Origin of the sequence: Leucothrix mucor DSM 2157 (assembly GCF_000419525.1) — a bacterium.
Lineage (GTDB): Bacteria > Pseudomonadota > Gammaproteobacteria > Thiotrichales > Thiotrichaceae > Leucothrix > Leucothrix mucor.
In genome coordinates this window covers 3,031,836-3,054,309 of the sequence record NZ_ATTE01000001.1, presented here as the reverse complement: position 1 = coordinate 3,054,309, position 22,474 = coordinate 3,031,836, and the positions used below count along the sequence as shown (strand labels likewise).

Genomic DNA, 22,474 nt, shown 5'->3' with positions numbered 1-22,474 from the left:
ATATATCCCGGGTTTAGTCGTATTGTTCGCGGTATCTGCGGATGACATGCAGCGCGATAATGTTAAGTAATAAAGTGATCAGGAACAGTCCCAGACCCAGCGCAAATGCGGCCAGTGTTTTAGGGCTGTCGAACTCCTGGTCGCCGGTCAATAGCGTTACGATTTGTACCGTCACGGTGGTAACCGCTTCGAGAGGATTGAAGGTTAGGTTGGCGGAGAGCCCGGCAGCCATAACCACGATCATGGTTTCACCAATGGCGCGGGATGCAGCCAATAATACGCCACCAACAATACCCGGAAGCGCGGCAGGGATGACCACTTGCTTGATTGTTTCGGAGCGGGTTGCCCCCATACCGTAGGAGCCATCGCGCAGAGATTGTGGAACCGCGTTGATAACGTCATCTGAGAGTGAGGATACAAACGGGATAATCATAATACCCATCACTAAGCCTGCCGCCAGCGCACTTTCAGAGGCCACCGTTAACCCAAGTGACTCACCAACATCTCGTATAAACGGTGCAACGGTTAGTGCCGCAAAGAAGCCATAAACTACCGTTGGGATACCCGCTAGGATTTCCAATGTTGGCTTGGCAAAAGAGCGAAATCTTGGGCTGGCATATTCGGATAAGTAAATTGCAGACATCAAACCGAGTGGTACGGCAATAATCAATGCAATTAAAGAGATCAGCAAGGTACCAACAAATAGCGGCACGGCTCCAAATGAGCCAGAGCTACCGGATTGATCGCTGCGGATTGCCGTTTGCGGGCTCCAGTGTGTGCCAAATAAGAAGTCGGTAATCGAGACTGATTTAAAGAACAGAATCGATTCAAACATCACCGAGAATACAATCCCCAGCGTGGTGAGTATGGCAATTGACGCGCAGAGAATCATCATTCCGCGAATCACGCTTTCCACTTTATTTCGGGCACGCGTTTCTGGTTTGACTAAGCGTAAACCCAGCATCAGACCGATAATGGCAGCTGCTAGCACCACAACCGTTTTGGCCATTGCGCTAATATTTTGCAGGCTTTGATAGCGCTCGGCAGCGGCTAGCTTGACCGGATCTGTAATCTGATCAAGGTTGCCGGCAGCAGCTAGGTATTTTACTTCGTTGAGTATTAAGCCTAATTGCGCAGAGCCTTTGGCTTGTAGCTCGGCTGGCAACGATGAGAAGGTCAGGCTGGATACTAACTTGGCGTCAAATGCCGTCCACAATAGTAAAATGATAATGGCAGGAATGGCAGCCCAAATAGCGACCATATAACCGTAATAAGAGGGGAGGGAGTGCAGTGCGCGTCGCCCGTTGACTGGCTTACCCGCCACCGCAATAGAGCGGCTCCTGCCGATAAAGTAGCTGAATAGCAGCAATGCTAGCAGCGTAATTAAAATGGTGTTTAATGACATACCTGACATCCTAAAGCCCCGATCGAGCGGGGATTATATGCTATTTGGTGCAAATTAATCTGCGAAGGTTTACTCGGGTCTGAGCCATCTATGCACTGATATTATTGTTATGTGGCATTCGTTGGCTCAGTCCGGAATAAACCCGTTTGAAGCTAAGCGCCCCACTCTGAATAAAGTGCCAGAGCAGGGCGCAAAGAGACAAAAAACTGAGTTGTCCTAAATTATAAAGATAAAGACTTCAGCTCAGTTGCCGCTTGACGGAAAGACTTACGGTTCTCTTCAGGCATTGGGATCAGACCTTTTTCAGTCAGGTAGCCTTCTTCACCGAATGCATCTTCTGTTACAAACTCAGCCAAGAATTCTTTGATACCAGGAATCTTGCCAACGTGGCTAGACTTCACATAGAAGTACAAAGGACGTGATACTGGGTAGTTACCGTCAGCGATTGAATCGAATGACAACTCAACACCATCAATTTTTGAACCTTGTACTTTGTCCGCATTTTGATCAAGGAAGCTGAAGCCGAATACACCCAGTGCCTTAGGGTTCTTCTCGAGCTTTTGAACGATCAGGTTGTCGTTTTCGCCGGCTTCGATGTATGCGCCATCTTCACGTACTGAGTGACAAACTTCTTTATACAAAGAGCCATTCGTCTTTTTCAGTGCTGCGATTTCAGGGATTGCTTTACAGCCGCCTTCCATTGCCAATTCAGCAAAAGCATCACGTGTACCAGACGTTGGTGGAGGACCTAACACTTCGATCTTCGTTGCAGGAAGTGCTGGGTTAACATCTTGCCAAGTTTGGTATGGGTTAGGAATTAACTCGCCTGGGGTTTTACCTGGAACAGATTTAGCTAATGCTAGGAATAAATCTTTACGAGTCAGCTCCATTTGATCCGCTTCTTTCGAGTTAGCAATGGCGATTCCGTCAAAACCAACCTGTACTTCAACGATGTCCTTAACGCCATTCTTTTGGCAATCTTCAAACTCGCTGCTTTTCATGCGGCGTGAAGCGTTAGTGATGTCTGGAGTATCAATGCCAGTGCCTGAGCAGAACAGCTTCATGCCGCCGCCAGTACCGGTTGATTCGATCTTAGGAGTCTTGAATTTAGTCTTGTTGCCGAAGGTTTCAGCAACAACGGTAGTGAATGGGTAAACTGTTGAAGAGCCAACAATTTCGATGTAATCACGTGCTGACGCTGCAGAAGCAGTTGCAACAAGACCAGCAGCTACCAGTAGTGGTAATTTTTTCATTTCAGTGTCTCTCCGTCATAGTTGTCTAAGATGGAGCGCACTATAGGGGGCGTATATGACAGGTTTATGACAGATCCGTAAATAAATACGATCAGGCAGAAAGTTTGTAGCCGCTACCTCTAACGGTTTGGACTAAGTGATCCGCTGCATTGGTTTTTAAGAGTTTGCGTAAGCGTAATATATGAACATCGACAGTACGCTCTTCAATAAAGGTGTTTTGGCCCCAAACATGATCCAGTAATTGCACGCGGCTGAAAATGCGCTCAGGGTTTTGCATTAAGAATTTTAAGAGTTTGAGTTCGGTGGTGCCGATATTGACTTTATTGCCACCGATAGAGAGGCTTTGATCGGCGAGGTTTAGCTCAAGGTTTTGATAGGAGAGTTTGTCATCTTCGCTAAACGCATCGCTGCGACGGAGTAGGGCTTTAATGCGGGCATTCAAGGATTTTAGGGAAACGGGTTTGCTGATGTAGTCGTCGGCACCGGACTCTAGCCCTTGAATCATATCTTGCTCTTCGGCGCGGGCCGTTAGCATAATGATAGGGATATCGCGCGTGAATGGGTCGCGGCGGAGTTGTTTGACTAACTGTGGACCATTGCCGTCTGGGAGCATCCAGTCGATTAGGATTAGATCGGGGCGCTGTTCGACGAGTTGCTCGGATAATTGTTGAGCGCTTTCGGCATCGTGAACGGTGTAGCCTTCGCGTTCCAGGGAGAAACGGATCATGTCACGGATTGCGGGTTCATCTTCTACGCAGAGGATGTGTTTGGTTTTTTGTGTATTTAAACTAGCCATTTTCATTGCTACCAAGGAGTTTGTAATAACAGGGTGGTATGCTAGCAGGCTTTTAGTAGTTTAGAGAAAACTAGGCTTTGATTTTTATCTACAGCTTGGTGGTCTGATGTTGTTTGGTATTGTTCCGCCAGTACAGTCCCAGCTGTAGCCGTTATTAAACGTTGGCATCAAAGTGATTGTTGAGTCATTTATTACTTTTGAATTATAGGTGATTGTGATGGTACCTGCGTCAACTGAAATGGATTTAATTTCTTGGCTTTGATACTCATTTGGATCTAATAGTTCGGCAGCGGCGTTATCGATTGGCCAATTACCGTTGTTGGTGTAGAACTCATAAACTGCGAATTTAACCCTGCCAGAAAAATGAAGCCCATTAGCGACATAGGATCTCTTAACGTATGTTTGGTAGGTTGGAAGTGCGATTGATGCAAGAATTCCTATTATGGCTATTACCATGATTAACTCAATTAAGGTAAATCCAAAATTTGATTTGGCTTGAGAAGTCATAAATACTCAAAGTAAAAAGAGTAGAGCTTTCGCTCTACTCTTAAAAATTAATTATGGCTTACATGTTGCTGGAACATATTTTGAAATTAAAGTGCCTGCGGCACAAACATACTGGAAAGGAGTACCACCGCTTGCGTTTAGATTAAGTGCTAATGCCGTGCCAGTACCATCAGTTGGTGTTAGGGTTAAGGTGCCGCCATTGTTTACACTTCCATCATAAGTGATGGTAATGACACCCGCCGCGTTCGATTCAATTTTAGAAACATTCTTAGTTGATAAAATTGGTGAAGCGTTAATTTCATCACAGCCTGTGCCATCTTGGATACAGCCCATATCACGAGGTCCTTGTGAGTTAAACGCTTCAACAATTGATGTTTTTAATGCAGAAGATAGTGTCATTCCCTCAGAGACGCGGGCGCGAATCGTGTAATCCTGATAAGCCGGCAGCGCAATAGAAGCCAAGATACCGATGATTGCTACTACGATCATTAATTCGATCAGGGTGAAACCTTTCTGGAGTTGCTTTTTCATTTTTATTACTCTCTTTTTATGTTGTTTTTCTTATGGGTTAATGTTGTAACTGAAAAGTATATTGCACAGGCCATGCCAAACTTGAGCTTAATGGGTTTAAGTTATTGAAAAGAATCAGCTTAATAGTTTTTTATTGGAGTTTAATTGGCACGTAAAATATTGAATTTACTGAAAAAATGTCACTTTTTGCCCATTCTAATGTCAGGATGGAACAGTCAAACGTCACATGAGGTGACAGTTTTTAGAAAATTACCAAAACTGGCTGGCCAGAACCAAAAAATCCGCTCAAGGCGGGTGCCAGAAGCGGATTTTTAAGAATAACGAGGTGTTTTAGCAATTAACGGCGCTTGTTTGGCTTTCCGCCTTTAACTGCTTGGCGTTTACTTGGCGCGGCTTGGCTTTTCTTCGGAGGTGTTGGCTCATCAAATGGCAAATCAACATTCTTATAGAGTGAGCGCAGCGCTTTAACGTCCAAGATCTCATGATGACCACCTCGCAAGTAGCGCGGCAGGGTAATCGAGCCATAGCGAATCCGTATCAAGCGGCTTACCTTAAGGCCTACACTCTCCCATAAGCGACGCACTTCGCGATTACGTCCTTCATGTAGTACTACGTGATACCACTGATTAAGGCCTTCACCACCAGCAAACTTAATGCGTTCAAACTTTGCAGGGCCATCTTCCAGAATCACACCCGCTTTAAGTACCTGAAGAATTTCCTCAGTCACAGTACCCATGACACGCACTGCGTATTCACGCTCAATCTGATACGACGGGTGCATTAGGCGGTTAGCCAACTCGCCATCGGTGGTGAACAGTAATAAACCGTCCGTATTGATATCCAAGCGACCTACCTGAATCCAGCGACCACTGTGCGGATTTGGCAGGTTCTTAAATACAGTTGGGCGGCCTTCCGGATCAGTCGTGGTAGAGACTTCGCCAGACTGCTTATGATAAATCATCGTCTGCGAGTCAGCTTTTAGTCGGGTGCTAATCCGTAAGCGCTGGCCGCGCAAAATAACCTGATCGGTTTCCTCTATCGCTTGACCGGGCGATGCAGGGTGGCCATTCACGATCACCTCGCCTGCTTCAACCCAGCGTTCGATTTCACGCCGTGAGCCGTAGCCCGCGCGTGATAGCATTTTCTGAATTCGTTCAGCCATGGTGAGTGTTCCACTAATAAAAATCGTGCTCTATTATCCCATAGAGCCATCGTTCATATAAGCGTATATCACAGTAAAATGACATTTATATGGCGAAACTAATGAGTATTGTTTGGTATTGACAAAAAACGGTATCCTGCTTGTATGTTGATAATTGATTTGTTAATTTCGACTTTATTTGTCAGGTTATTAAGCCATGTCTGAAGAGTTAGAAAGTGTTGCCGGGCCAGTTATTACGCCGACGGTTAAAAAAGTAATGACCCAGGAAGAAGCGCGGGCGATGTTGCCGGACCTTACTAATGCCGAGTATGTGATGAGCGGCCAAGTGCGCATGTCAGGCAAAGATTTGCTGAAGATCACGCATGCCAATAAGCAATATCCCTATCCTGAAAAAATGAAGCTGGCCGAGTACGAGCGCGAAAAATACCTGCTTCAAATTGAACTGCTGAAAGTACAAAAATGGGCTAAAGAAGAAGGCCAGAAGATTGTCATTATCTTTGAAGGGCGTGATGCTGCCGGAAAAGGGGGGACCATTAAGCGTTTCACCGAGCACTTAAACCCTCGTATTGCACGAGTGGTAGCTTTGGAAAAGCCAAGCGAACGCGAGTTGGGGCAGTGGTATTTCCAGCGTTATATCCAGCACCTGCCATCTGCTGGCGAGATTTTGATGTTTGACCGCTCTTGGTATAACCGTGCCGGCGTTGAGAAGGTGATGGGCTTTTGTTCTGACCGCGACCATTTGGAATTCATGCGCCAAGCCCCTGTTTTCGAGCGTATGCTGGTGAATTCCAATACGATTTTATTTAAGTTTTGGTTCTCAGTGACTCGTCAGGAGCAGCTGCGTCGCTTCCAAATGCGTAAGCATGATCCACTCAAGCAGTGGAAACTGAGCCCGATTGATGTGGCGTCACTGGATCGCTGGGATGATTACACTGACGCTCGTCGTTCCATGTACTTCAATACCGACACCGCCGATGCGCCATGGACTGTTGTAAAGTCTGATGATAAAAAGCGCGCGCGGATTAATTGTATGCGCTACTTCCTGAACCGTTTGGACTACCCAAATAAAGATACCTCAGTGGTTTACTCACCAGATGAGTTAGTGGTGGGTTCGGTTGCTAATCTGTACAAGGGTGAGCCTGCCGCGTTGTAAGCGTTAAATACAACGCCCGCTTTAAAAATACACTATCATTAGCCCCTCTCAGAAGGGGCTTTTTTATGATTGTAAAACGCGACAGTTTAGAGCATCACGACCGTGATGATTTGTTGAACCTGCGACGTGTCGCTGGCTACCTGAAAGCCTATCGTGGGCGTGCCATCTTCGCTTTGCTGTGTTTGATTGTTGCGAAGTGGGCGAATATTGGAATACCGCTTATTCTGCGAGATATTGTTGATTACTTTGATAAAAGCACCCAGCTTTTAGTTCTTCCCGTTAGTTTATTACTAGCCTATGGCGCACTTAAACTCGCCAACTCTCTGTTTAGTGAGTTACGCGACAGTGTATTTGCCCGCGTGCGTTACCATGCCATGCGCACACTCTCGAATCAGGTGCTTGAACATCTTCATAATCTTTCCTTACGTTTTCATTTGGAGCGCAAAACCGGCGCAATAAGCCGGGACTTAGAGCGTGGTACACGCTCGGTCAGCACCATGATGAATTTTCTGGTGTTCAGTTTTATTCCCATCTTCGTAGAGTTCACGCTGGTCGCCGTTGTATTGCTCAAAAACTATGACGGCATTTTTGCCTTAATTACCTTTGGCACAATTGTCGTGTACGTTTTGTTTACGATTGCCATCAGTAACTGGCGAATCAACTATCGTCACAATATGAATCGTTTGGATTCAGAAGGTAATACTCAGGCTTTTGACAGCCTCATCAACTATGAAACGGTAAAGTACTTTAATAATGAACAGCTTGAGCTGCGCCGTTACGATCAAACACTTTCTGAATGGGAAGAGGTTGCCGTAAAAAGCCAGAACTCCATGTCAGCACTTAACTTTGGCCAGAGTGCAATTATTGCGATTGGCGTCACGATTATTATGATTTTTGCCGCGCAAGAAGTGGTGAATGCGCGCATGAGCATTGGTGACTTGGTTATGGTGAATGCCTTTATGCTGCAGTTGTTTATTCCGCTTGGCGCGCTGGGCATGATCTACCGACAGTTTAAATACACGCTGGCAGATATGGATCTGGTCTTTAAGCTGCTATCTCGCGAACCTGAAATTCAGGATCAGACGGATGCAAAAGATCTGCAAGTCAGCAAAGGCGAAGTGCGTTTTGAAAATGTGCATTTCGGCTACCAGGATGATCGGGAAATACTGAAGGGTGTAGATTTCAGTGTGCCGGCTGGTGAAACAGTTGCTGTAGTTGGTCACAGTGGCGCAGGTAAATCGACCTTGGCGCGTTTATTATTCCGTTTTTACGATGTGAATGATGGCGGTATTCTTATCGATGGCCAAAATGTGCAGGAAGTCTCACAAAGTAGTTTGCGCAAGGCGATTGGGATTGTGCCGCAGGATACCGTGCTGTTTAACGATACGATTTTTTACAATATCCAGTACGGCAACCCACAAGCTACGGATGAGCAAGTACATGAAGCGGCAAAAATGGCACATATTCACGACTTTATTGAGAGCTTGCCAGAAAAGTGGGAAACCAAAGTAGGTGAGCGCGGCCTGAAATTATCAGGTGGTGAAAAGCAGCGGGTGGCGATTGCGCGAGCCATTCTAAAGCGGCCAGCGATTTTGGTATTTGATGAAGCCACCTCATCATTAGATAGTGCTACTGAGCAAGCCATTCAGCGTACTCTAAGACAAATTTCCGCGACCACAACAACCTTAGTAGTTGCTCATCGTCTATCAACGATTACTGATGCGAATCAGATTTTAGTGATGGCGCAGGGCAAAGTGATTGAGCGAGGATCGCACAGCGAGTTATTACAAAAGAATGGCGAGTATCGTCGTATGTGGGATTTACAGTTGGAAACGAATGAGTAAACAGGGTGCTTGAGCTAACGGCGTAGCAATATGCCATTGCTCAGCTCTTATCTGTCTCTTTAGGTTTGCGACTACTGAAGAACGGAATCAAGGTATTGGTGTCACCCACCGCTTTTTGCATAAAGTGGCGCTCAGTACCTTGGTTTTCACCGGTCTGATTCAAGTCCATGCGATTGAGTTTATTCAATGCCTGATGCGCTTCAGCGACTTTATTACTCAGCGACTGGAATGTTTTTTGCGTGGTATCGAGGGTATCTGCAAGCTGGTTAATCGTTTTAACATCCAGCTGTTTCAGATTATTCTCAGTTTGTTCTTTAATATGGCGGCTTTGTGTTTCATAGCGGCGTATTGTTTCTAAGTGCAGGCGGCTTTCATCGATATTGGCATCCAACTCCTGACGTGCCATATCCGCATTCTGATAAGCGCTGTCATACTCAGTAAACAAGTCATCTTCGTACTGTTCAATACTACCCATGTACTTCTGGTAGGCATCTTCAGCTTTGCCTTGATGCTCCCGCAAATGGTCGAGCAGGTGAGTGGATTCTTTCAGGGTGGTATTCAGATTATTCCGCACACGTTCTGAAAGCTCATTATTCATTTCCAGATTTTGCAGTTGGAGATTATGTTGAGCCGTAATGTGCTGAGCTAGTTGATAAGAGTGTGCATCTTGTTGCTGAACGCGCTTAATGCCGGTTTCAAGGTGGTTTAAACCATCCCGTAACTCTTGCTCAACTCTCAGCACCGTACTTTCCGTTTCATTCAGGCGCTCATTCCACACATGCTGAGCCTGCTCAATGCGTCGCTCTAAGGCTTCACTACGACGCTGTAAATCAGCTTCGATTTCTTCAGCATGCTCCGATAAATCCTGAATTTTTTCAGCACTCATCCATGCTTGATGCTGCTTACTTGTGAGTGCATTGTTTTGATAGACCAGTTTATCGACTACTTTAGCAGCGCGCTCTTCGCTGGTCTGAATCATGCGCATGGCTTTATCAATGCTTCGCTGATCACGCACAATATTTTTCTTCAGGGTGGTAACAAAGTCGCGGTCTTTTTTCATCGACTGCCGACCAAGCAACATGGCCCAGATAGCCGTCACTAGCGCTGCGCCAGAAATAGCAGCAACCGCAATACCCACATTAGAATTCAGAGAAACCGCCGTCTCTGCAGCCTGTAAGCTGCCGCAAGACAACATCAACGCAGCGCTACTAATCAGCGTACGTGGGGCAGGGCAGAATGGTTTGACTAGGTTCACGCTATAAATTCTCTCTAAGTATTGTCAGCAATACGGCACCGTGTTTGAGACAGGTGTTAAAACGAAATTAGTATAACACCGTCAAGCTGAATTTATAACGTACGATAATTGTTTGGCAAAGTCATCGGTGTTCAGCGGTCGGGTTTCAATTCTCAACCGGTCCGCTGAACGATGAATTTATTGTGCGGAAGCGAGGTTTAGCGAGCGAGCCTGACCTTGGCTCAATCGAGTTTGGCCGCGCTTGACCAACATATAAGCTCGGCCTTGGCCAGTTAGCTGATTGGCGATCTGTCTGGCATCTTCACCTTTACCCGTATAAATATCCATTCTGCCAGGGCCTTTGATGGCAGCACCGCGATCTTGAGGCAAAAGTAATTTCCACTCAGCACCTTGGCGTTGTCCACGGCTATTGATAATGGGTACTTCTGCCAATACAACTGAACCAAAGGGAATGTAGTTAGTATCAACTGCAATCGAATGACCCGGAATAATAGGCAAGCCAGATGCGGTTAGCACACCTTTGGCTTCAGGGCGGAAAAACACATAGCGTGGGTTGGAATTCAATACTTGCTTTAAGTGGCTAGGGTTGGCGTGCAGCCATTGCTGGATTTTCTCACGCCCGAGATTGCCTTTAAGGTAGCCTTTTTGCTGCATATAACGCGCAATGCTGCGATAAGGTTTTTCGTTAGAGCCATCAAAGTGCAGGGCAGTGCGGCGGCCATCAGAATATTGCAAAATGCCAGAGCCTTGGATTTGCATATAAAACAAACCGACCGGATCATTAGTCCATGCAATTTCCAGTCGTTTGTTTTTCAGTGCGCCCCGAGTGATTGCTTCACGATTGAGTAGGCGAAGGCTACCGGCCATTGGTGAGCGATAGATCGGATAGCGAAACTGTGCACTGGGCTTGGCACTGGCCTGAATAATCGGTGTGTAATAGCCCGTAAATTTGCTGGTGGTGTTGGCATGATTGGAAATGGCGACTAAGTCAAACTCCTGATGAAGGGAATCCGGTTCGATCGTGCCGTTCCAATTAAGCAGGTGGTTCAGTGTTTGAGCGAGCACTCGATTAGGAATATTGGCGCCAAGCTTAGCAACGGTTAGGTTAGGATTCTGCTTGCGCAAATAGCTAGCCGCTTGGCTGAGCCCTCTGCGTAGCACTAAAGGCATGCTTGGTTCCGGCGCGCTGTAGGAGTCCATTTGATCTTCAGGGCCAAAGCTAGACTGCATATAGCGGTCATTCGCCGCATAAGGGTCGCCAAGATACGTTGGAAATTCACTGGCATTCAAAGAGGCTGATAACATCAGAATCGAAGCAGTGACCAGAACTATTTTAGATCGTCGTGGAAATCTCATAGCACACTCTTTATTGTTTTTTTTATTTTGGGGTATGCTCCCAATTATGCCTATGTGGGGTCGCTTAACAAGGCATAGACGGTAGTTTCAGACGAAACGCCGTTTTGCTAAAACCGCTTATTCAGCGGCTAAAGACAGAAATTCACTAATCATTGCAAAGAAAGGTGCGGGTGTTTCCACGTGTGGCAAATGCCCTGCGCCATCTTGTGTATGAATCCGGGCTTGTGGAAATAGCGGCAGAATGCAGTCGTAATCCGCGTCCGCATCAATGTAATGCGAGAGTGCGCCTTTAATAAAAATACAAGGCTTATCAAAAACTGCATCAGCCGCCGGATTAAAGTTAGCGATATTCAAATAAGTGCGAGTAATTTCGGGCAAATTGCAACGCCACTCATAGCCGCCATCATCGCTGGTTTGCATGTTTTTCAGCAAAAAGGCGCGCTCAGCAGGAGACTCAATGGCTTCTGCGAGTAAATCATTCGCCTGCTTGCGAGAGGTGATTTCATCAATCGGCAAACCGAGCAGTGCACGAAATACGGTCAGGTGCCAAAGTGGATAGGACTTGGGTGCAATATCAACAATGATTAGTCGATTTATGGTTTCAGGGTGGTGTAAGGCCAGATACATGGCCACTTTGCCGCCCATGGAATGCCCAAGTAGATCAAACTGTTCCAGCCCTAAGTGCTCAGCCAATGCCAAAATATCACCAGCCATATCTTTGTAGCGCATACCGGATAGGTGAGGGGATTGACCGTGATTGCGTAAATCGGGCGTTATGACGAAATAATGATCGGAGAGTTTCTGTGCCTGACTTCGCCAGTTTTCCATTGAGCCTAACAAGCCGTGCAGCAAAATAATGGCGGATTTGTTTTCGGGGTCACCGAAAGTCTTGTAGTTAAGCAGTGGATTCATAACGTTTTTGGGCTTTGCCGGACGGAAATCAAAGGAATTTATTAATATGTGTGAATTTAGCACGAACTATTCATTAACGATAAAGAAATATCCAGTTATAATTCGGTGATACACTGACAATAAGATCAAGCGGTTGCCCAATGTGCTGGCATTGGCGGTTTAACCTGATCATTTGCATGCTGCTCAAACAAGGCTGTTTTTTGCCACGACAAATAAAAATGGATTTGGCTTCTATATGTTTAAATTTTTCTCCGGTTTATTCTCAAATGATATTTCAATCGATTTGGGAACAGCCAATACACTGATTTACATGCGCGGAAAGGGGATCGTTCTCGATGAGCCCTCTGTAGTTGCAATCCGTCAGGATCGCGGCCCGGGTGGTCCTAAAAAAATCGAAGCGGTTGGTATCGAAGCCAAAAAAATGTTGGGTCGAACGCCCTCAAACATTACCGCCATTCGCCCAATGAAAGATGGCGTGATCGCCGACTTCACCTATACCGAAAAAATGCTGCAGCACTTTATTCGTAAAGTGGATAGCGGCCGGATTTTACGTCCCCGTCCTCGTGTTGTCATTTGTGTACCTTGTGGTGCGACTCAGGTGGAACGCCGTGCGATTAAAGATTCTGCAATGGGCGCAGGTGCTCGTAAAGTATTCTTAGTTGAAGAGCCGATGGCAGCTGCAATTGGTGCGGGTGTGCCGATTGATGAAGCAGTTGGTTCGATGGTACTGGACATCGGTGGTGGTACGTCTGAAGTAGCCATCATGTCACTGCGCGGAATCGTTTACTCTGCTTCGGTGCGCATCGGTGGTGACCGCTTAGATGATGCGATCATCAGTTATGTACGTCGTAACTACGGCATGCTGATCGGTGAGGCGACAGCTGAGCAGATCAAATGCGAAATCGGTTCGGCTTACCCTGGTAAGGAGCTGATGGAAATTACGGTTAAAGGCCGCAACCTGTCAGAGGGTGTACCTCGTAGCTTTACGCTAACCAGTAATGAAATTCTGGAAGCGCTGCAAGAGCCATTATTCGGAATCGTTAGTGCGGTTAAAACGGCACTGGAGCAAACGCCACCTGAACTAGGAGCTGACGTTGCCGATCGCGGAATCGTACTCACTGGTGGTGGTGCGCTATTGCGTGACCTTGATCGCTTGCTGATGGAAGAAACGGGTATTCCGGTACTGGTTGCTGATGATCCGTTGACCTGCGTAGCCCGCGGTGGTGGACGCATTCTTGAGCGTATGGACGACGACGGATTTGACTTCTGGACTTCTGATTACTCCTCTCAATACGGTTAATGTTTACCGGTATCACTGATATCACGCTTTTTAGGTATACCGGAGATTTCTGACATCGACGACTTATATGAAAATCGATTAGAAAGCTCACTGCTAGTTAAATTTATGCTGGCGGTGATGCTTTCTATTGCCATGATTGTACTGGATTATCGCGACTCGCGCTTGTCGCCGATTCGCACCGCACTGAGTATGGTATTGCATCCTGTGCAGGTAGTGGTCGACGTACCCTATCGCACGGGCGCTTATGTGGTGGACTTCTTTAAAGACCATCATCAGATGTTAGAAGAGAATCGTAAGCTCAATACACTGGTGGGAATTTATGCCGCCAGAAATCAAAAATATCACTCGATTGCTCAGGAAAATATCCGCTTTCGCCAACAGCTCAATGCGACGCCTGCTGTTCAGGAACGCTTTATGCTGGCTGAGATTTTATCGGTCTCTGGTGATGCGCATCGCGAGACAGTCACTATTGATAAAGGCGCAGAAGATGGCGTTTATCGTGGGCAGGTCGTATTAGCGGGTAACAGCATTTACGGCCAAGTGTTTCACGTGGCACCCAGCTCAGCTGTGATTTTGCAGTTGACCGATAGTCGTCACGCCATTCCGGTACGCAACAGCCGAACTGGCTTGTGGGCCATTGCGGTGGGTTCTGGAAATACCAATCAGTTAGAATTAAAGAATATCGAAGCCAATGTTGATATTAAATCGGGCGATGTGTTTTTCAGCTCAGGTTTGGGGCAGCTATTTCCGGCAGACTTTCCGGTGGCAATGGTGGAATCCGTTGCTTATAACCCCGGTGATTCCTTTATGCGGGTCAATGCACGCACCATGGTCGACTTTAGTAAAACCCGTGAGGTCATTCTAATCTGGCGTTCTAACCACTTAAAAGTATTAAGAGCCGCAGAAGCCTCTGGCGAAGCAACGGTTACGGCGGAGAAGCCTTAAATGGAAAGTTATATCCTACGGTTTCGCGGCGCAGTCTTACTCTCTTTTTTGTTAGCCTTTGCGTTGACATTACTACCGCTGTCTGATGTCATGCATAAATGGCGTCCGGAATGGGCGGCTTTGGCGCTGGTGCATTGGGCTCTGATCATGCCACGCAAGGTCAGTATCTTATTGGCATGGTTTGCAGGTTTGTTGCTGGATGTATTGTATAACTCAAGCTTAGGGCAGCATGCACTGGGGCTGAGCTTAGTGGTGTTTATTACGCTACGGCTTCGTTTGCGGGTGAATGTATACACACTCTCGCACCAGCTGACAGTATTGTTAGTGGCATTGGGTAGCTACATGCTGGTCAATCTGTGGGTGCTGGGCTTTACTGGCAATAGCCCAACGGCTTGGCTGTATTGGTTGTCATTGCTGGGTAGCTTGATTGTCTGGCCGCTTTATCATTGGTGCATGATAAAGCTATTTCTGACCAGCAATCGTTTCGATGATATGTAAAGCGACTTGGCTTACTCCGGCTTAAGCCGTGGGTCAGCCAGTAGTCTTGGTAGAAAGTCGGTTTCCACGTATTCAACACCATTCTCGTAATGCTGAAACGCCAGATCCGCAGACTTAACACCGTAAACCATCCACTTCCATGAGCCAGCCCAAGGCGCTTCAGTCAACGGCATTTCGGCTTGATCAATGATCAGATACTCAGGTTTTACCATCTCAGCGGTTTGCTTGGTCGCCTCGTCATGTTCGTTCAATACCCAACCAATACTCAGTCCGCTTTGCTCACGAATCATTTCTAATACTTTGATATCAAATGAAATAACGGTACATTGCTTAGCGTAAGGCGTCAGCATTGGCAGTAGTTCGTCCAGCAGCTCCTGACGGCCCCATTGCTTTAAGCTCTCATACTTCACTTCGACATAAGCATGCCCTTGTGGGAACTCTTCCAGTATCGGAAAAAACTCCGATAATAGACTCAGCGGCGTACCAATGTGTGTATCACCTAAGCGCTTAGGATCATAAATACTGAGGTCTTTCAGTTTCTCTTTAGTCAGCTCAAAAATTGAGTGATCTTGTCCCGAGGTTCTCAAGGTATTTGGGTCATGCAGAATGACTAAGTTTTTATCAGCCATCATCTGAATATCGAATTCAACAGCCATGCAGCCCAGCTCGAAACTGGAGCGTAAGCCGTTTAATGAGTTTTCAGGAAATGAGAAATTGTTACCACGGTGCGCAATAATCAGAGGTTTCAAGAATGATTCCGCCTATCAAAAAGGATGGGTTAATAAGGTAAAAACACTGCGAGCGGTGGGGATTATGCTATATTTTTTTTAACCATAACAAGCGATTAACAGCATAGGTATCCATCAGCTTATTATATATTAAGCCGTTCCTAATCAGGGTACAATATGCGCCCCTGTAATCATTTGACAGAGCTATGAGCATTGCAAACCCATATCGTGAGATTCCTTACAACTACACTTCTTTTTCTGACCGCGAAATAGTTATTCGCTTACTCGGGTCGCGTGCCTGGGAATTGGTCGAAAAGCTTCGTGCCCGTCGGGATACCGGGATTTCCTCGCACATGTTGCTAGAGATTCTAGGCGATATGTGGGTGGTGACTCGTAACCCGTATATTCAGGATGACCTGCTGGAAAACCAGAATCGCCGTAAATCCTTGATCGATACCATGATTCAGCGCTTGGATAGTATTCAAGAACGTGCGCATGGTAATGAGGATGCTGAAGAGCTGGTTAGCCATGGTCGTCGCTCGGTTGAAAACTTCCGCGAGTGGTTTAGTAATTACCATGATTTGCGTAAAAAAGCGCGCTCCATCTTTAAGAGCCTGACGCGTAAAGACAACATCATGTTTGATGGTCTGGCGCGTGTCTCGCATGTAACGGATGCAACCGACTGGCGCGTTGAGATGCCATTCGTGGTATTGACTCCAGACACTGAAGAAGAAATTGCCGCACTGGTTGAAGCTTGTATTGCGATGGGGTTAACGGTTATCCCTCGCGGTGGCGGAACCGGTTATACCGGTGGTGCGATTCCACTTGATCCAATGAGTGCCGTGATCAATACCGAGAAGCTGGAAAGCTTAAGTATGATTACGCAGCGTGAAGGCGTATCGGAGACGGGCGGTGCGGTTTCGGTGATTCGTGCTGGTGCTGGTGTTGTGACTCGACGCGTTTCTGATGCTGCACAAATGCATGGCTTAGTGTTTGCAGTTGACCCTACCTCGCAGGATGCTTCTACCATTGGTGGTAACGTTGCCATGAATGCCGGTGGTAAGAAGGCCGTGATGTGGGGAACTGCGCTGGATAATCTGGTTTCCTGGAAAATGGTCACGCCAGATGCCGAGTGGTTGGAAGTCGTCCGCCTGAACCACAATATGGGCAAAATTCATGATCAGGAAACGGTAGAGTTCCAAGTTACCCGCTATGGTCACGATGGTAAAACACCGAAAGGTGAGCCAGAGATTCTGAGCTTTAAAGGCCAATTCTTCCGTAAAGAAGGCTTAGGTAAAGACGTTACCAATAAGTTTTTGGGCGGTTTGCCGGGTATTCAGAAAGAAGGTTGTGATGGCCTGATTACTTCTGCAGAATTTGTCCTGCATCGCATGCCAGATCATATCCGTACGGTATGTATGGAGTTTTACGGCACGGACTTGCATGAAGCGGTACCGGCGATTGTTGAGGTAAAAAACTATCTTGATGGCAATCCGAATGTATTGTTATCCGGTCTTGAGCATTTGGATGAGCGCTATGTGCGGGCGGTAAAGTACACGCCTAAAGCTGCGCGTGGCAATTTGCCTAAAATGGTTTTGCTGGCAGACATCGTTAGTGATCAGGAAGAGGCGGTTGCAGAAGCCGCGTCCATGGTGATTAAGCTTGCTAATGCGCGAAATGCGGAAGGTTTTACGGCGGTAAGCCCTGAAGCACGTCGTCGTTTTTGGTTAGATCGTTCACGTACTGCAGCCATTGCTGCGCATACCAATGCCTTTAAAATCAATGAAGACGTTGTTATTCCACTGCACAATCTGGCGCGTTACAGTGAAGGGATTGAGTGCATCAACATCAAGCAGTCAATCATGAACAAGTTGCGTCTGATTGATTCTGTACTGGAAAATCTGGCGGGTGATAGCCCTGAAATTAAGAACCAGCCTAAGTTTGAATCAAGCGATGAAAGTAATGAATTCCTACGCAATAAAAAGAAGCATGCCGCTGAATATCTTGCGGTAAAGCGTAGCTACTGGCAGAAGCTGCTGGATAATATGTATGAGCCCGCGACTAGTCTTGCTGAGCATTACGATGATGCGACTAAAACGGCGATGCGACCTAATGACCGCGTTGTTGATTTGTTGCTGCGTCGTGATTTGGTGGTGTCTTACAAGCGTGAAGTGAAGTTGCCGATTCAGGAAATCTTTGCCGGTAACGAGTTAAGCCCATTACGCGACACACTCCTGAAAATTCACAAAAAGATCCTCTCTAGCCGTTTGTTTATTGCTCTGCATATGCATGCGGGTGATGGCAACGTGCACACCAATATTCCGGTCAACTCGAACGATTATGAGATGATGCAGGAAGCGGAGAAGATTGTTGATGAAGTCATGGAGTTGGCGCTGTCTTTGGATGGTGTAATCTCCGGTGAGCATGGTATCGGCTTAACCAAAATGCAGTATCTGGATGAGTCGATCAGTACTGCGTTTGCAGATTATAAGGGCCGTATTGATCCTAATGGTCACTTCAATCGTGGCAAATTGATGCCAGGTTCTGGCCTTGAGAATGCCTATACACCTTCTCTACGCTTGGTTGGTCGTGAGGCGTTGCTGCTTGAGCACAATGAGCTTGGTGCATTGAACGATGACATCAAGGACTGCTTACGTTGCGGTAAGTGTAAGCCGGTATGTACCACGCATGTGCCACGCGCGAATCTCTTGTACTCGCCTAGAAATAAGATTCTTGGAACTGGTTTGATGATTGAAGCCTTCCTGTATGAAGAGCAAACGCGCCGTGGCATTTCGATGCGACATTGGGAAGAGATGAATGATGTTGCTGATCATTGTACGGTTTGCCACAAGTGCTTAACGCCTTGCCCGGTAAATATCGATTTTGGTGATGTTACCGTTCGGATGCGCAGTATTTTGCGTGAACGTAAGCAAAAGCGTACCAATATCACGACCATGGCCTCAATGGCATTCCTGAATATTAAAGACCCAACCACCATCAAGCTGATGCGTGGCGGAATGATTCAGGCGGGCTTTAAAGCTCAGCGCTTTGGGCATAAGCTATTTAAGCGGATGGGACTGTTGGGTGAAGATAAAATCCCTGCAGCGACTACCGGCAAGCCGGTAATTCGTGAGCAAGTGGTTCAGTTTGTGAAGCGACCATTGCCTGCGGGTGTGCCAATGCGCACTACGCGTGCAACCTTAGGGTTGGAAGATAGCAATACGGTGCCAATTATTCGCGACCCAGCGAAACCAAAGGGTGATGCGGTGTTCTATTTCCCAGGTTGCGGTTCTGAGCGTTTGTTCTCGCAGATTGGTATGGCGACATTGACGATGCTGTATGAGGTGGGAGCCACGACGGTATTGCCGCCTGGTTACCTATGTTGTGGTTATCCACAAACCTCTGGTGGTGATGTTAAGAAGGGTACCGAAATCTCGACAGAGAACCGAGTGTTGTTCCATCGTGTGGCGCAGGCTTTGAGTTATCTGGACATCAAGACGGTGATTGTGTCTTGTGGTACCTGTATGGATCAGCTGCTTAAGTACCAATTTGAGAAGATATTCCCCGGTTGTCGCTTATTGGATATTCACGAATATCTAATGGAAAAAGGCATGAAGATGGAAGGCGTGAAGGGTGTGAAATATTTGTATCACGACCCATGTCATACGCCGATTAAGCACTACAACCCAGTGCAGGTGACGTCTACTTTGGTTGGTCAGCAGGTTGAGCTAACCGATCGTTGTTGTGGTGAAGCAGGTACTTTTGCGGTAAGCCGTCCGGATATCGCTAGTCAGTTGCGTTTCCGTAAAGAAGAAAGCCTGAAGCAGGGCATTCAGAAGTTTACGGGTAAAGATGAAGCTGAAAATGGCAATGTGAAGATCCTGACTAACTGTCCGGCTTGTCAGCAAGGTCTATCTCGCTACGCAGACTCAACCGGCATGGATACCGACTATATTGTGGTAGAGATGTGCAACAATATGCTGGGTGATAAGTGGTCAGATACCTTCGTTAAGAAAGCGGTTAACGGTGGTATTGAGAAAGTATTGCTGTAACTGAGTGAGAAATACCAGCCCTTGATTTGAGGGGCTGGTATCGCTTTAATTTTTGTAAATATAAACCAGCGTATTAATAGGTAGTTGCGGATACAGGTCGATAATGTCCTGATTCGCTAGCCTGATACAGCCGTGTGATGCGGGTGTACCCAGTAGTCCTTCCTCATCTGTTCCGTGCAGATAGATATAACGCTGATAGCTGTCCACATTTCCTCCCTGATTAATCCCTGCCTCTAAGCCGCCAAGCCTTAAGATGCGAGATGTAATGTTGTCCTGGTTACTATGCGCATCTTTATCAGTAAGGATGGTGGCCACTTCGCCTGTATTTTGACGACCTCTAAAAATAGCACCTAATGGTGCATTATCCCCAAATTTTTCAAGAATAAGATGAGCACCGAGCGGTGTCTGATTACTTCCCGATTGCTGACCGATGCCAAGGCTGGCACTGGAGATGGTATGTTCGGAAATTAGCTGAAAGTCTTTAAGGTAGTAGAGGTGTTGCTGTTGAATATTAATCAAAAGCAGAGTGTTGCAGAAGGAGGGGTAAGCCGTCTGCAGCCTGTTAATTAATTCCCGATTGCTGTGTTGCTTGGAAAAAACAGGCTGCATTGGCATGATACTAAATGATTACTGGCTGTTGCTCATATCAACGGCAGAGCGCTTCTTGTTCTTCTTCTTAGAAGAGTCAGCGCGTCGGGTTTGAAGTGCTGCGAAGTACTCCGAAGTTTCGCCAGTGATGTATTCACCATTAAAAACAGAGCAGTCGAAATTAACCAGTTTAGGGTTACCTTCGGTTACTGAGTCTTTCAGATCTTGTAGCTCTTGGTAGATTACCCGATCAACTCCAATGTACTCACCGATCTCTTCTTCGGTGCGATTATGGGCAATTAGCTCATCAGCGGCAGGCATATCGATGCCGTAGATATTCGGGAAACGTACTGGTGGCGAAGCTGAAGCGAAGTAAACTTTCTTGGCACCAGAGTCACGAACCATCTGCACGATTTCTTTAGAAGTGGTACCGCGAACAATCGAGTCATCCACCAGCATCACGTTCTTGCCTTTAAACTCTAAATCGATCGGATTGAGTTTTTGGCGTACAGATTTTTTACGCTGCTTTTGGCCCGGCATAATAAAGGTACGACCGATATAGCGGTTCTTGATAAAGCCTTCGCGGAAGCTAACGCCTAAAGTCATCGCCATTTCCAGCGCTGACGTACGGCTTGTGTCCGGAATAGGAATAATCACATCGATATCGTGATCTTTCCATTCATTCTGAATTTTTTCAGCCAGTTTATAACCCATACGCATACGAGCTTTGTGAACGAATACATTGTCGATCACAGAGTCAGGACGTGAGAAATAAACGTATTCAAATAAGCAGGTGTTGTAAGTCGGGTTAGCCGCGCATTGCTTAGTGTGAACTTTGCCATCATGCGTGATGTAAATGGCTTCGCCTGGCTCAATATCGCGCTCAATCTTATAACCTTGGGTCACCAGTGCAGTACTTTCAGAGGCGATCATGTAGTCGATGCCTTTGCTAGTCTTGCGGCTTCCGTAAGTCAGCGGACGAATGCCGTGAGGGTCGCGGAAACCAACCACGCCATCGCGTGTCACCATGGCAACAACCGCATAAGCGCCACGACAACGATCGTGAACACCGGCGACAGCTTGAAAGATATCTTCAGGGCAAACACGGTAGGAGTTCTGGCGGTGTAGCTCTTGTGCGAAGATATTGAGAAGTACTTCAGAGTCAGATTCGGTATTGATCTGGCGACGGTCTTGCTCAAACAGTTCACGTTTGAGTGTGTCGCTGTTGGTCAGGTTGCCGTTATGCGCCAATGAAATGCCGTAGGGCGAGTTGACATAAAAGGGCTGAGCTTCTGACTGAGAAGAGCTTCCGGCAGTTGGGTAACGGACGTGGCCGATTCCCATTTTGCCTTTAAGTTTGCGCATATGGGCACTGGTGCGAAAAGCATCTTTAACCAGTCCATTTTTACGGCGAAGGAACAAGTGCCTTCCGTCACTAGTTACGATGCCGGCGGCGTCTTGTCCACGATGTTGTAAAACGGTCAAACCGTCATACAACTCCTGATTGACCGCATCGTGGCTAACGATGCCGATTATTCCACACATTTAGGGCTTACCTAGGTTTTAATAAACAATTAGTTCGGTGTTGCGCTGATCGCCGCTTCACTTTCATCTGGCTCATCAGTGCTGATGCCGGCTTGCTCAAGTAATGCAGTCATTTGTGGTGGTGCATTAGTTTGAATCCATTCGGCTGCTTTAATGAATTTAGGTGCGAGCATTGAGCTCTGCCACATTGGGTCTTCAGTAAACTTGGTTAGGCTGACAAACATAACTGCGATCGAAACAATCAGACCACTCAATGCAAGGCCTAGTGCGACACCAAGTACACGGTCAACGCCACCTAGGCCAATGGCACGGAAGCCTTTGCTTAGCAGGTAGTTGAGCATGGTTCCAACGAAGAGCACACCCAGAAAAATAATCAACCCAGCGACGATCATTTGGAACACGTCACTAGAGAGTTTAAAGGGGAGTGCAGTCATGAGTTCATCATGATAGAGGAATGCCAGAACGGTGGCGCCAACCCAAGTGGCCAGAAACATTGCCATCCAGATGAAACCGCGGCCTAGTCCAACCAACGCAGTGATGACGATAAAAATGACGATACCGATATCGATGAAGTTTAATTCCATTTGTAAATACCTGCGCTTATCTTGTCGTGAGTGACTGGCCGCAAGTCCTTTTGCGGCCAA

General features: G+C 46.8%; 19 protein-coding genes. 6 read left to right on the top strand and 13 right to left on the bottom strand.

Going from position 1 to position 22,474, the window contains the following annotated elements:
• Positions 1–13: 13 nt before the first annotated feature.
• From pstC to rluB, 6 genes are all read right to left on the bottom strand, one after another.
• Entirely contained in the window at positions 14–1,405 is a 1,392-nt protein-coding gene (gene pstC, locus LEUMU_RS0113800) for a phosphate ABC transporter permease subunit PstC (protein WP_022952877.1), read from the bottom strand.
• 221 nt (positions 1,406–1,626) lie between these two features.
• A complete protein-coding gene (locus LEUMU_RS0113795) occupies positions 1,627–2,658 on the bottom strand; it encodes a PstS family phosphate ABC transporter substrate-binding protein (RefSeq protein ID WP_022952876.1) in 1,032 nt (343 codons plus the stop codon).
• Positions 2,659–2,749: 91 nt separating this feature from the next.
• On the bottom strand, positions 2,750–3,454 hold the full coding sequence (gene phoB / locus LEUMU_RS0113790) for a phosphate regulon transcriptional regulator PhoB (protein WP_022952875.1): 705 nt from the start codon (positions 3,452–3,454) through the stop codon (positions 2,750–2,752).
• Positions 3,455–3,538: 84 nt separating this feature from the next.
• Entirely contained in the window at positions 3,539–3,961 is a 423-nt protein-coding gene (locus LEUMU_RS29315; RefSeq protein ID WP_022952874.1) for a pilin, read from the bottom strand.
• Between the two features lie 51 nt (positions 3,962–4,012).
• On the bottom strand, positions 4,013–4,492 hold the full coding sequence (locus LEUMU_RS0113780; protein ID WP_022952873.1) for a pilin: 480 nt from the start codon (positions 4,490–4,492) through the stop codon (positions 4,013–4,015).
• A 337-nt stretch (positions 4,493–4,829) separates the two neighbouring features.
• Entirely contained in the window at positions 4,830–5,654 is an 825-nt protein-coding gene (gene rluB, locus LEUMU_RS26100; protein ID WP_022952871.1) for a 23S rRNA pseudouridine(2605) synthase RluB, read from the bottom strand.
• A gap of 331 nt (positions 5,655–5,985) precedes the next feature.
• Between rluB and ppk2 the strand changes: the two genes are divergently transcribed.
• Together ppk2 and LEUMU_RS0113760 are read left to right on the top strand one after the other, a co-directional pair.
• On the top strand, positions 5,986–6,807 hold the full coding sequence (gene ppk2, locus LEUMU_RS0113765; RefSeq protein WP_211223086.1) for a polyphosphate kinase 2: 822 nt from the start codon (positions 5,986–5,988) through the stop codon (positions 6,805–6,807).
• Positions 6,808–6,872: 65 nt separating this feature from the next.
• Entirely contained in the window at positions 6,873–8,651 is a 1,779-nt protein-coding gene (locus tag LEUMU_RS0113760; RefSeq protein ID WP_022952869.1) for an ABCB family ABC transporter ATP-binding protein/permease, read from the top strand.
• Positions 8,652–8,691: 40 nt separating this feature from the next.
• Here LEUMU_RS0113760 and LEUMU_RS0113755 read toward each other — a convergent pair whose 3' ends face one another.
• The 3 genes from LEUMU_RS0113755 to LEUMU_RS0113745 all read right to left on the bottom strand — a co-directional run bounded on the left by LEUMU_RS0113755 (position 8,692) and on the right by LEUMU_RS0113745 (position 12,174).
• On the bottom strand, positions 8,692–9,906 hold the full coding sequence (locus LEUMU_RS0113755) for a coiled-coil domain-containing protein (RefSeq protein ID WP_157474345.1): 1,215 nt from the start codon (positions 9,904–9,906) through the stop codon (positions 8,692–8,694).
• 177 nt (positions 9,907–10,083) lie between these two features.
• Positions 10,084–11,262, bottom strand: a complete 1,179-nt coding sequence (locus tag LEUMU_RS28105) for an MltA domain-containing protein (protein WP_022952867.1) — start codon at positions 11,260–11,262, stop codon at positions 10,084–10,086.
• A gap of 117 nt (positions 11,263–11,379) precedes the next feature.
• A complete protein-coding gene (locus LEUMU_RS0113745; protein WP_022952866.1) occupies positions 11,380–12,174 on the bottom strand; it encodes an alpha/beta fold hydrolase in 795 nt (264 codons plus the stop codon).
• A gap of 235 nt (positions 12,175–12,409) precedes the next feature.
• On the opposite strand from LEUMU_RS0113745, the gene LEUMU_RS0113740 reads away from it, so the two are divergent.
• The 3 genes from LEUMU_RS0113740 to mreD are packed head-to-tail and all read left to right on the top strand — an operon-like array spanning position 12,410 to position 14,917.
• The gene (locus tag LEUMU_RS0113740; RefSeq protein ID WP_022952865.1) at positions 12,410–13,474 is read left to right on the top strand and encodes a rod shape-determining protein; all 1,065 of its coding nucleotides are present in this window, start codon (positions 12,410–12,412) and stop codon (positions 13,472–13,474) included.
• 15 nt (positions 13,475–13,489) lie between these two features.
• The gene (mreC, locus tag LEUMU_RS0113735) at positions 13,490–14,419 is read left to right on the top strand and encodes a rod shape-determining protein MreC (RefSeq protein WP_342664674.1); all 930 of its coding nucleotides are present in this window, start codon (positions 13,490–13,492) and stop codon (positions 14,417–14,419) included.
• The gene (mreD, locus tag LEUMU_RS0113730; protein ID WP_022952863.1) at positions 14,420–14,917 is read left to right on the top strand and encodes a rod shape-determining protein MreD; all 498 of its coding nucleotides are present in this window, start codon (positions 14,420–14,422) and stop codon (positions 14,915–14,917) included.
• Positions 14,918–14,928: 11 nt separating this feature from the next.
• Here mreD and LEUMU_RS0113725 read toward each other — a convergent pair whose 3' ends face one another.
• Positions 14,929–15,666 carry a glycerophosphodiester phosphodiesterase family protein gene (locus LEUMU_RS0113725; RefSeq protein ID WP_022952862.1) on the bottom strand — a complete coding sequence of 246 codons (738 nt, stop codon included), beginning with the start codon at positions 15,664–15,666 and terminating at the stop codon, positions 14,929–14,931.
• Between the two features lie 185 nt (positions 15,667–15,851).
• Between LEUMU_RS0113725 and LEUMU_RS0113720 the strand changes: the two genes are divergently transcribed.
• Positions 15,852–19,697 carry a DUF3683 domain-containing protein gene (locus LEUMU_RS0113720; RefSeq protein ID WP_022952861.1) on the top strand — a complete coding sequence of 1,282 codons (3,846 nt, stop codon included), beginning with the start codon at positions 15,852–15,854 and terminating at the stop codon, positions 19,695–19,697.
• Positions 19,698–19,742: 45 nt separating this feature from the next.
• On the opposite strand, the gene LEUMU_RS0113715 is transcribed toward LEUMU_RS0113720, so the two are convergent.
• Genes LEUMU_RS0113715 through LEUMU_RS26090 form a run of 3 tightly spaced genes read right to left on the bottom strand, consistent with a single transcriptional unit; the run spans position 19,743 to position 22,414 of the window.
• A complete protein-coding gene (locus LEUMU_RS0113715) occupies positions 19,743–20,306 on the bottom strand; it encodes a L,D-transpeptidase (RefSeq protein ID WP_169446426.1) in 564 nt (187 codons plus the stop codon).
• Positions 20,307–20,324: 18 nt separating this feature from the next.
• Positions 20,325–21,830: an amidophosphoribosyltransferase gene (purF, locus tag LEUMU_RS0113710; protein WP_022952859.1), complete on the bottom strand. Its 1,506-nt coding sequence runs from the start codon at positions 21,828–21,830 to the stop codon at positions 20,325–20,327.
• 29 nt (positions 21,831–21,859) lie between these two features.
• Positions 21,860–22,414, bottom strand: coding sequence for a CvpA family protein (locus LEUMU_RS26090; protein WP_022952858.1), 555 nt, complete (start codon positions 22,412–22,414; stop codon positions 21,860–21,862).
• Positions 22,415–22,474 lie beyond the last annotated feature (60 nt).

Bases quoted from the DNA above. Each gene is read 5' to 3' on its own strand.
- LEUMU_RS29315 (WP_022952874.1), bottom strand. From the start codon at position 3,961: ATGACTTCTCAAGCCAAATCAAATTTTGGATTTACCTTAATTGAGTTA.
- LEUMU_RS0113760 (WP_022952869.1), top strand. From the start codon at position 6,873: ATGATTGTAAAACGCGACAGTTTAGAGCATCACGACCGTGATGATTTG.
- purF (WP_022952859.1), bottom strand. From the start codon at position 21,830: ATGTGTGGAATAATCGGCATCGTTAGCCACGATGCGGTCAATCAGGAG.
- pstC (WP_022952877.1), bottom strand. From the start codon at position 1,405: ATGTCATTAAACACCATTTTAATTACGCTGCTAGCATTGCTGCTATTC.
- LEUMU_RS0113780 (WP_022952873.1), bottom strand. From the start codon at position 4,492: ATGAAAAAGCAACTCCAGAAAGGTTTCACCCTGATCGAATTAATGATC.
- ppk2 (WP_211223086.1), top strand. From the start codon at position 5,986: ATGTCAGGCAAAGATTTGCTGAAGATCACGCATGCCAATAAGCAATAT.
- mreD (WP_022952863.1), top strand. From the start codon at position 14,420: ATGGAAAGTTATATCCTACGGTTTCGCGGCGCAGTCTTACTCTCTTTT.
- LEUMU_RS26090 (WP_022952858.1), bottom strand. From the start codon at position 22,414: ATGGAATTAAACTTCATCGATATCGGTATCGTCATTTTTATCGTCATC.
- LEUMU_RS0113740 (WP_022952865.1), top strand. From the start codon at position 12,410: ATGTTTAAATTTTTCTCCGGTTTATTCTCAAATGATATTTCAATCGAT.
- LEUMU_RS0113795 (WP_022952876.1), bottom strand. From the start codon at position 2,658: ATGAAAAAATTACCACTACTGGTAGCTGCTGGTCTTGTTGCAACTGCT.
- LEUMU_RS0113715 (WP_169446426.1), bottom strand. From the start codon at position 20,306: ATGCAGCCTGTTTTTTCCAAGCAACACAGCAATCGGGAATTAATTAAC.
- LEUMU_RS0113720 (WP_022952861.1), top strand. From the start codon at position 15,852: ATGAGCATTGCAAACCCATATCGTGAGATTCCTTACAACTACACTTCT.
- LEUMU_RS0113745 (WP_022952866.1), bottom strand. From the start codon at position 12,174: ATGAATCCACTGCTTAACTACAAGACTTTCGGTGACCCCGAAAACAAA.
- LEUMU_RS28105 (WP_022952867.1), bottom strand. From the start codon at position 11,262: ATGAGATTTCCACGACGATCTAAAATAGTTCTGGTCACTGCTTCGATT.
- rluB (WP_022952871.1), bottom strand. From the start codon at position 5,654: ATGGCTGAACGAATTCAGAAAATGCTATCACGCGCGGGCTACGGCTCA.
- phoB (WP_022952875.1), bottom strand. From the start codon at position 3,454: ATGGCTAGTTTAAATACACAAAAAACCAAACACATCCTCTGCGTAGAA.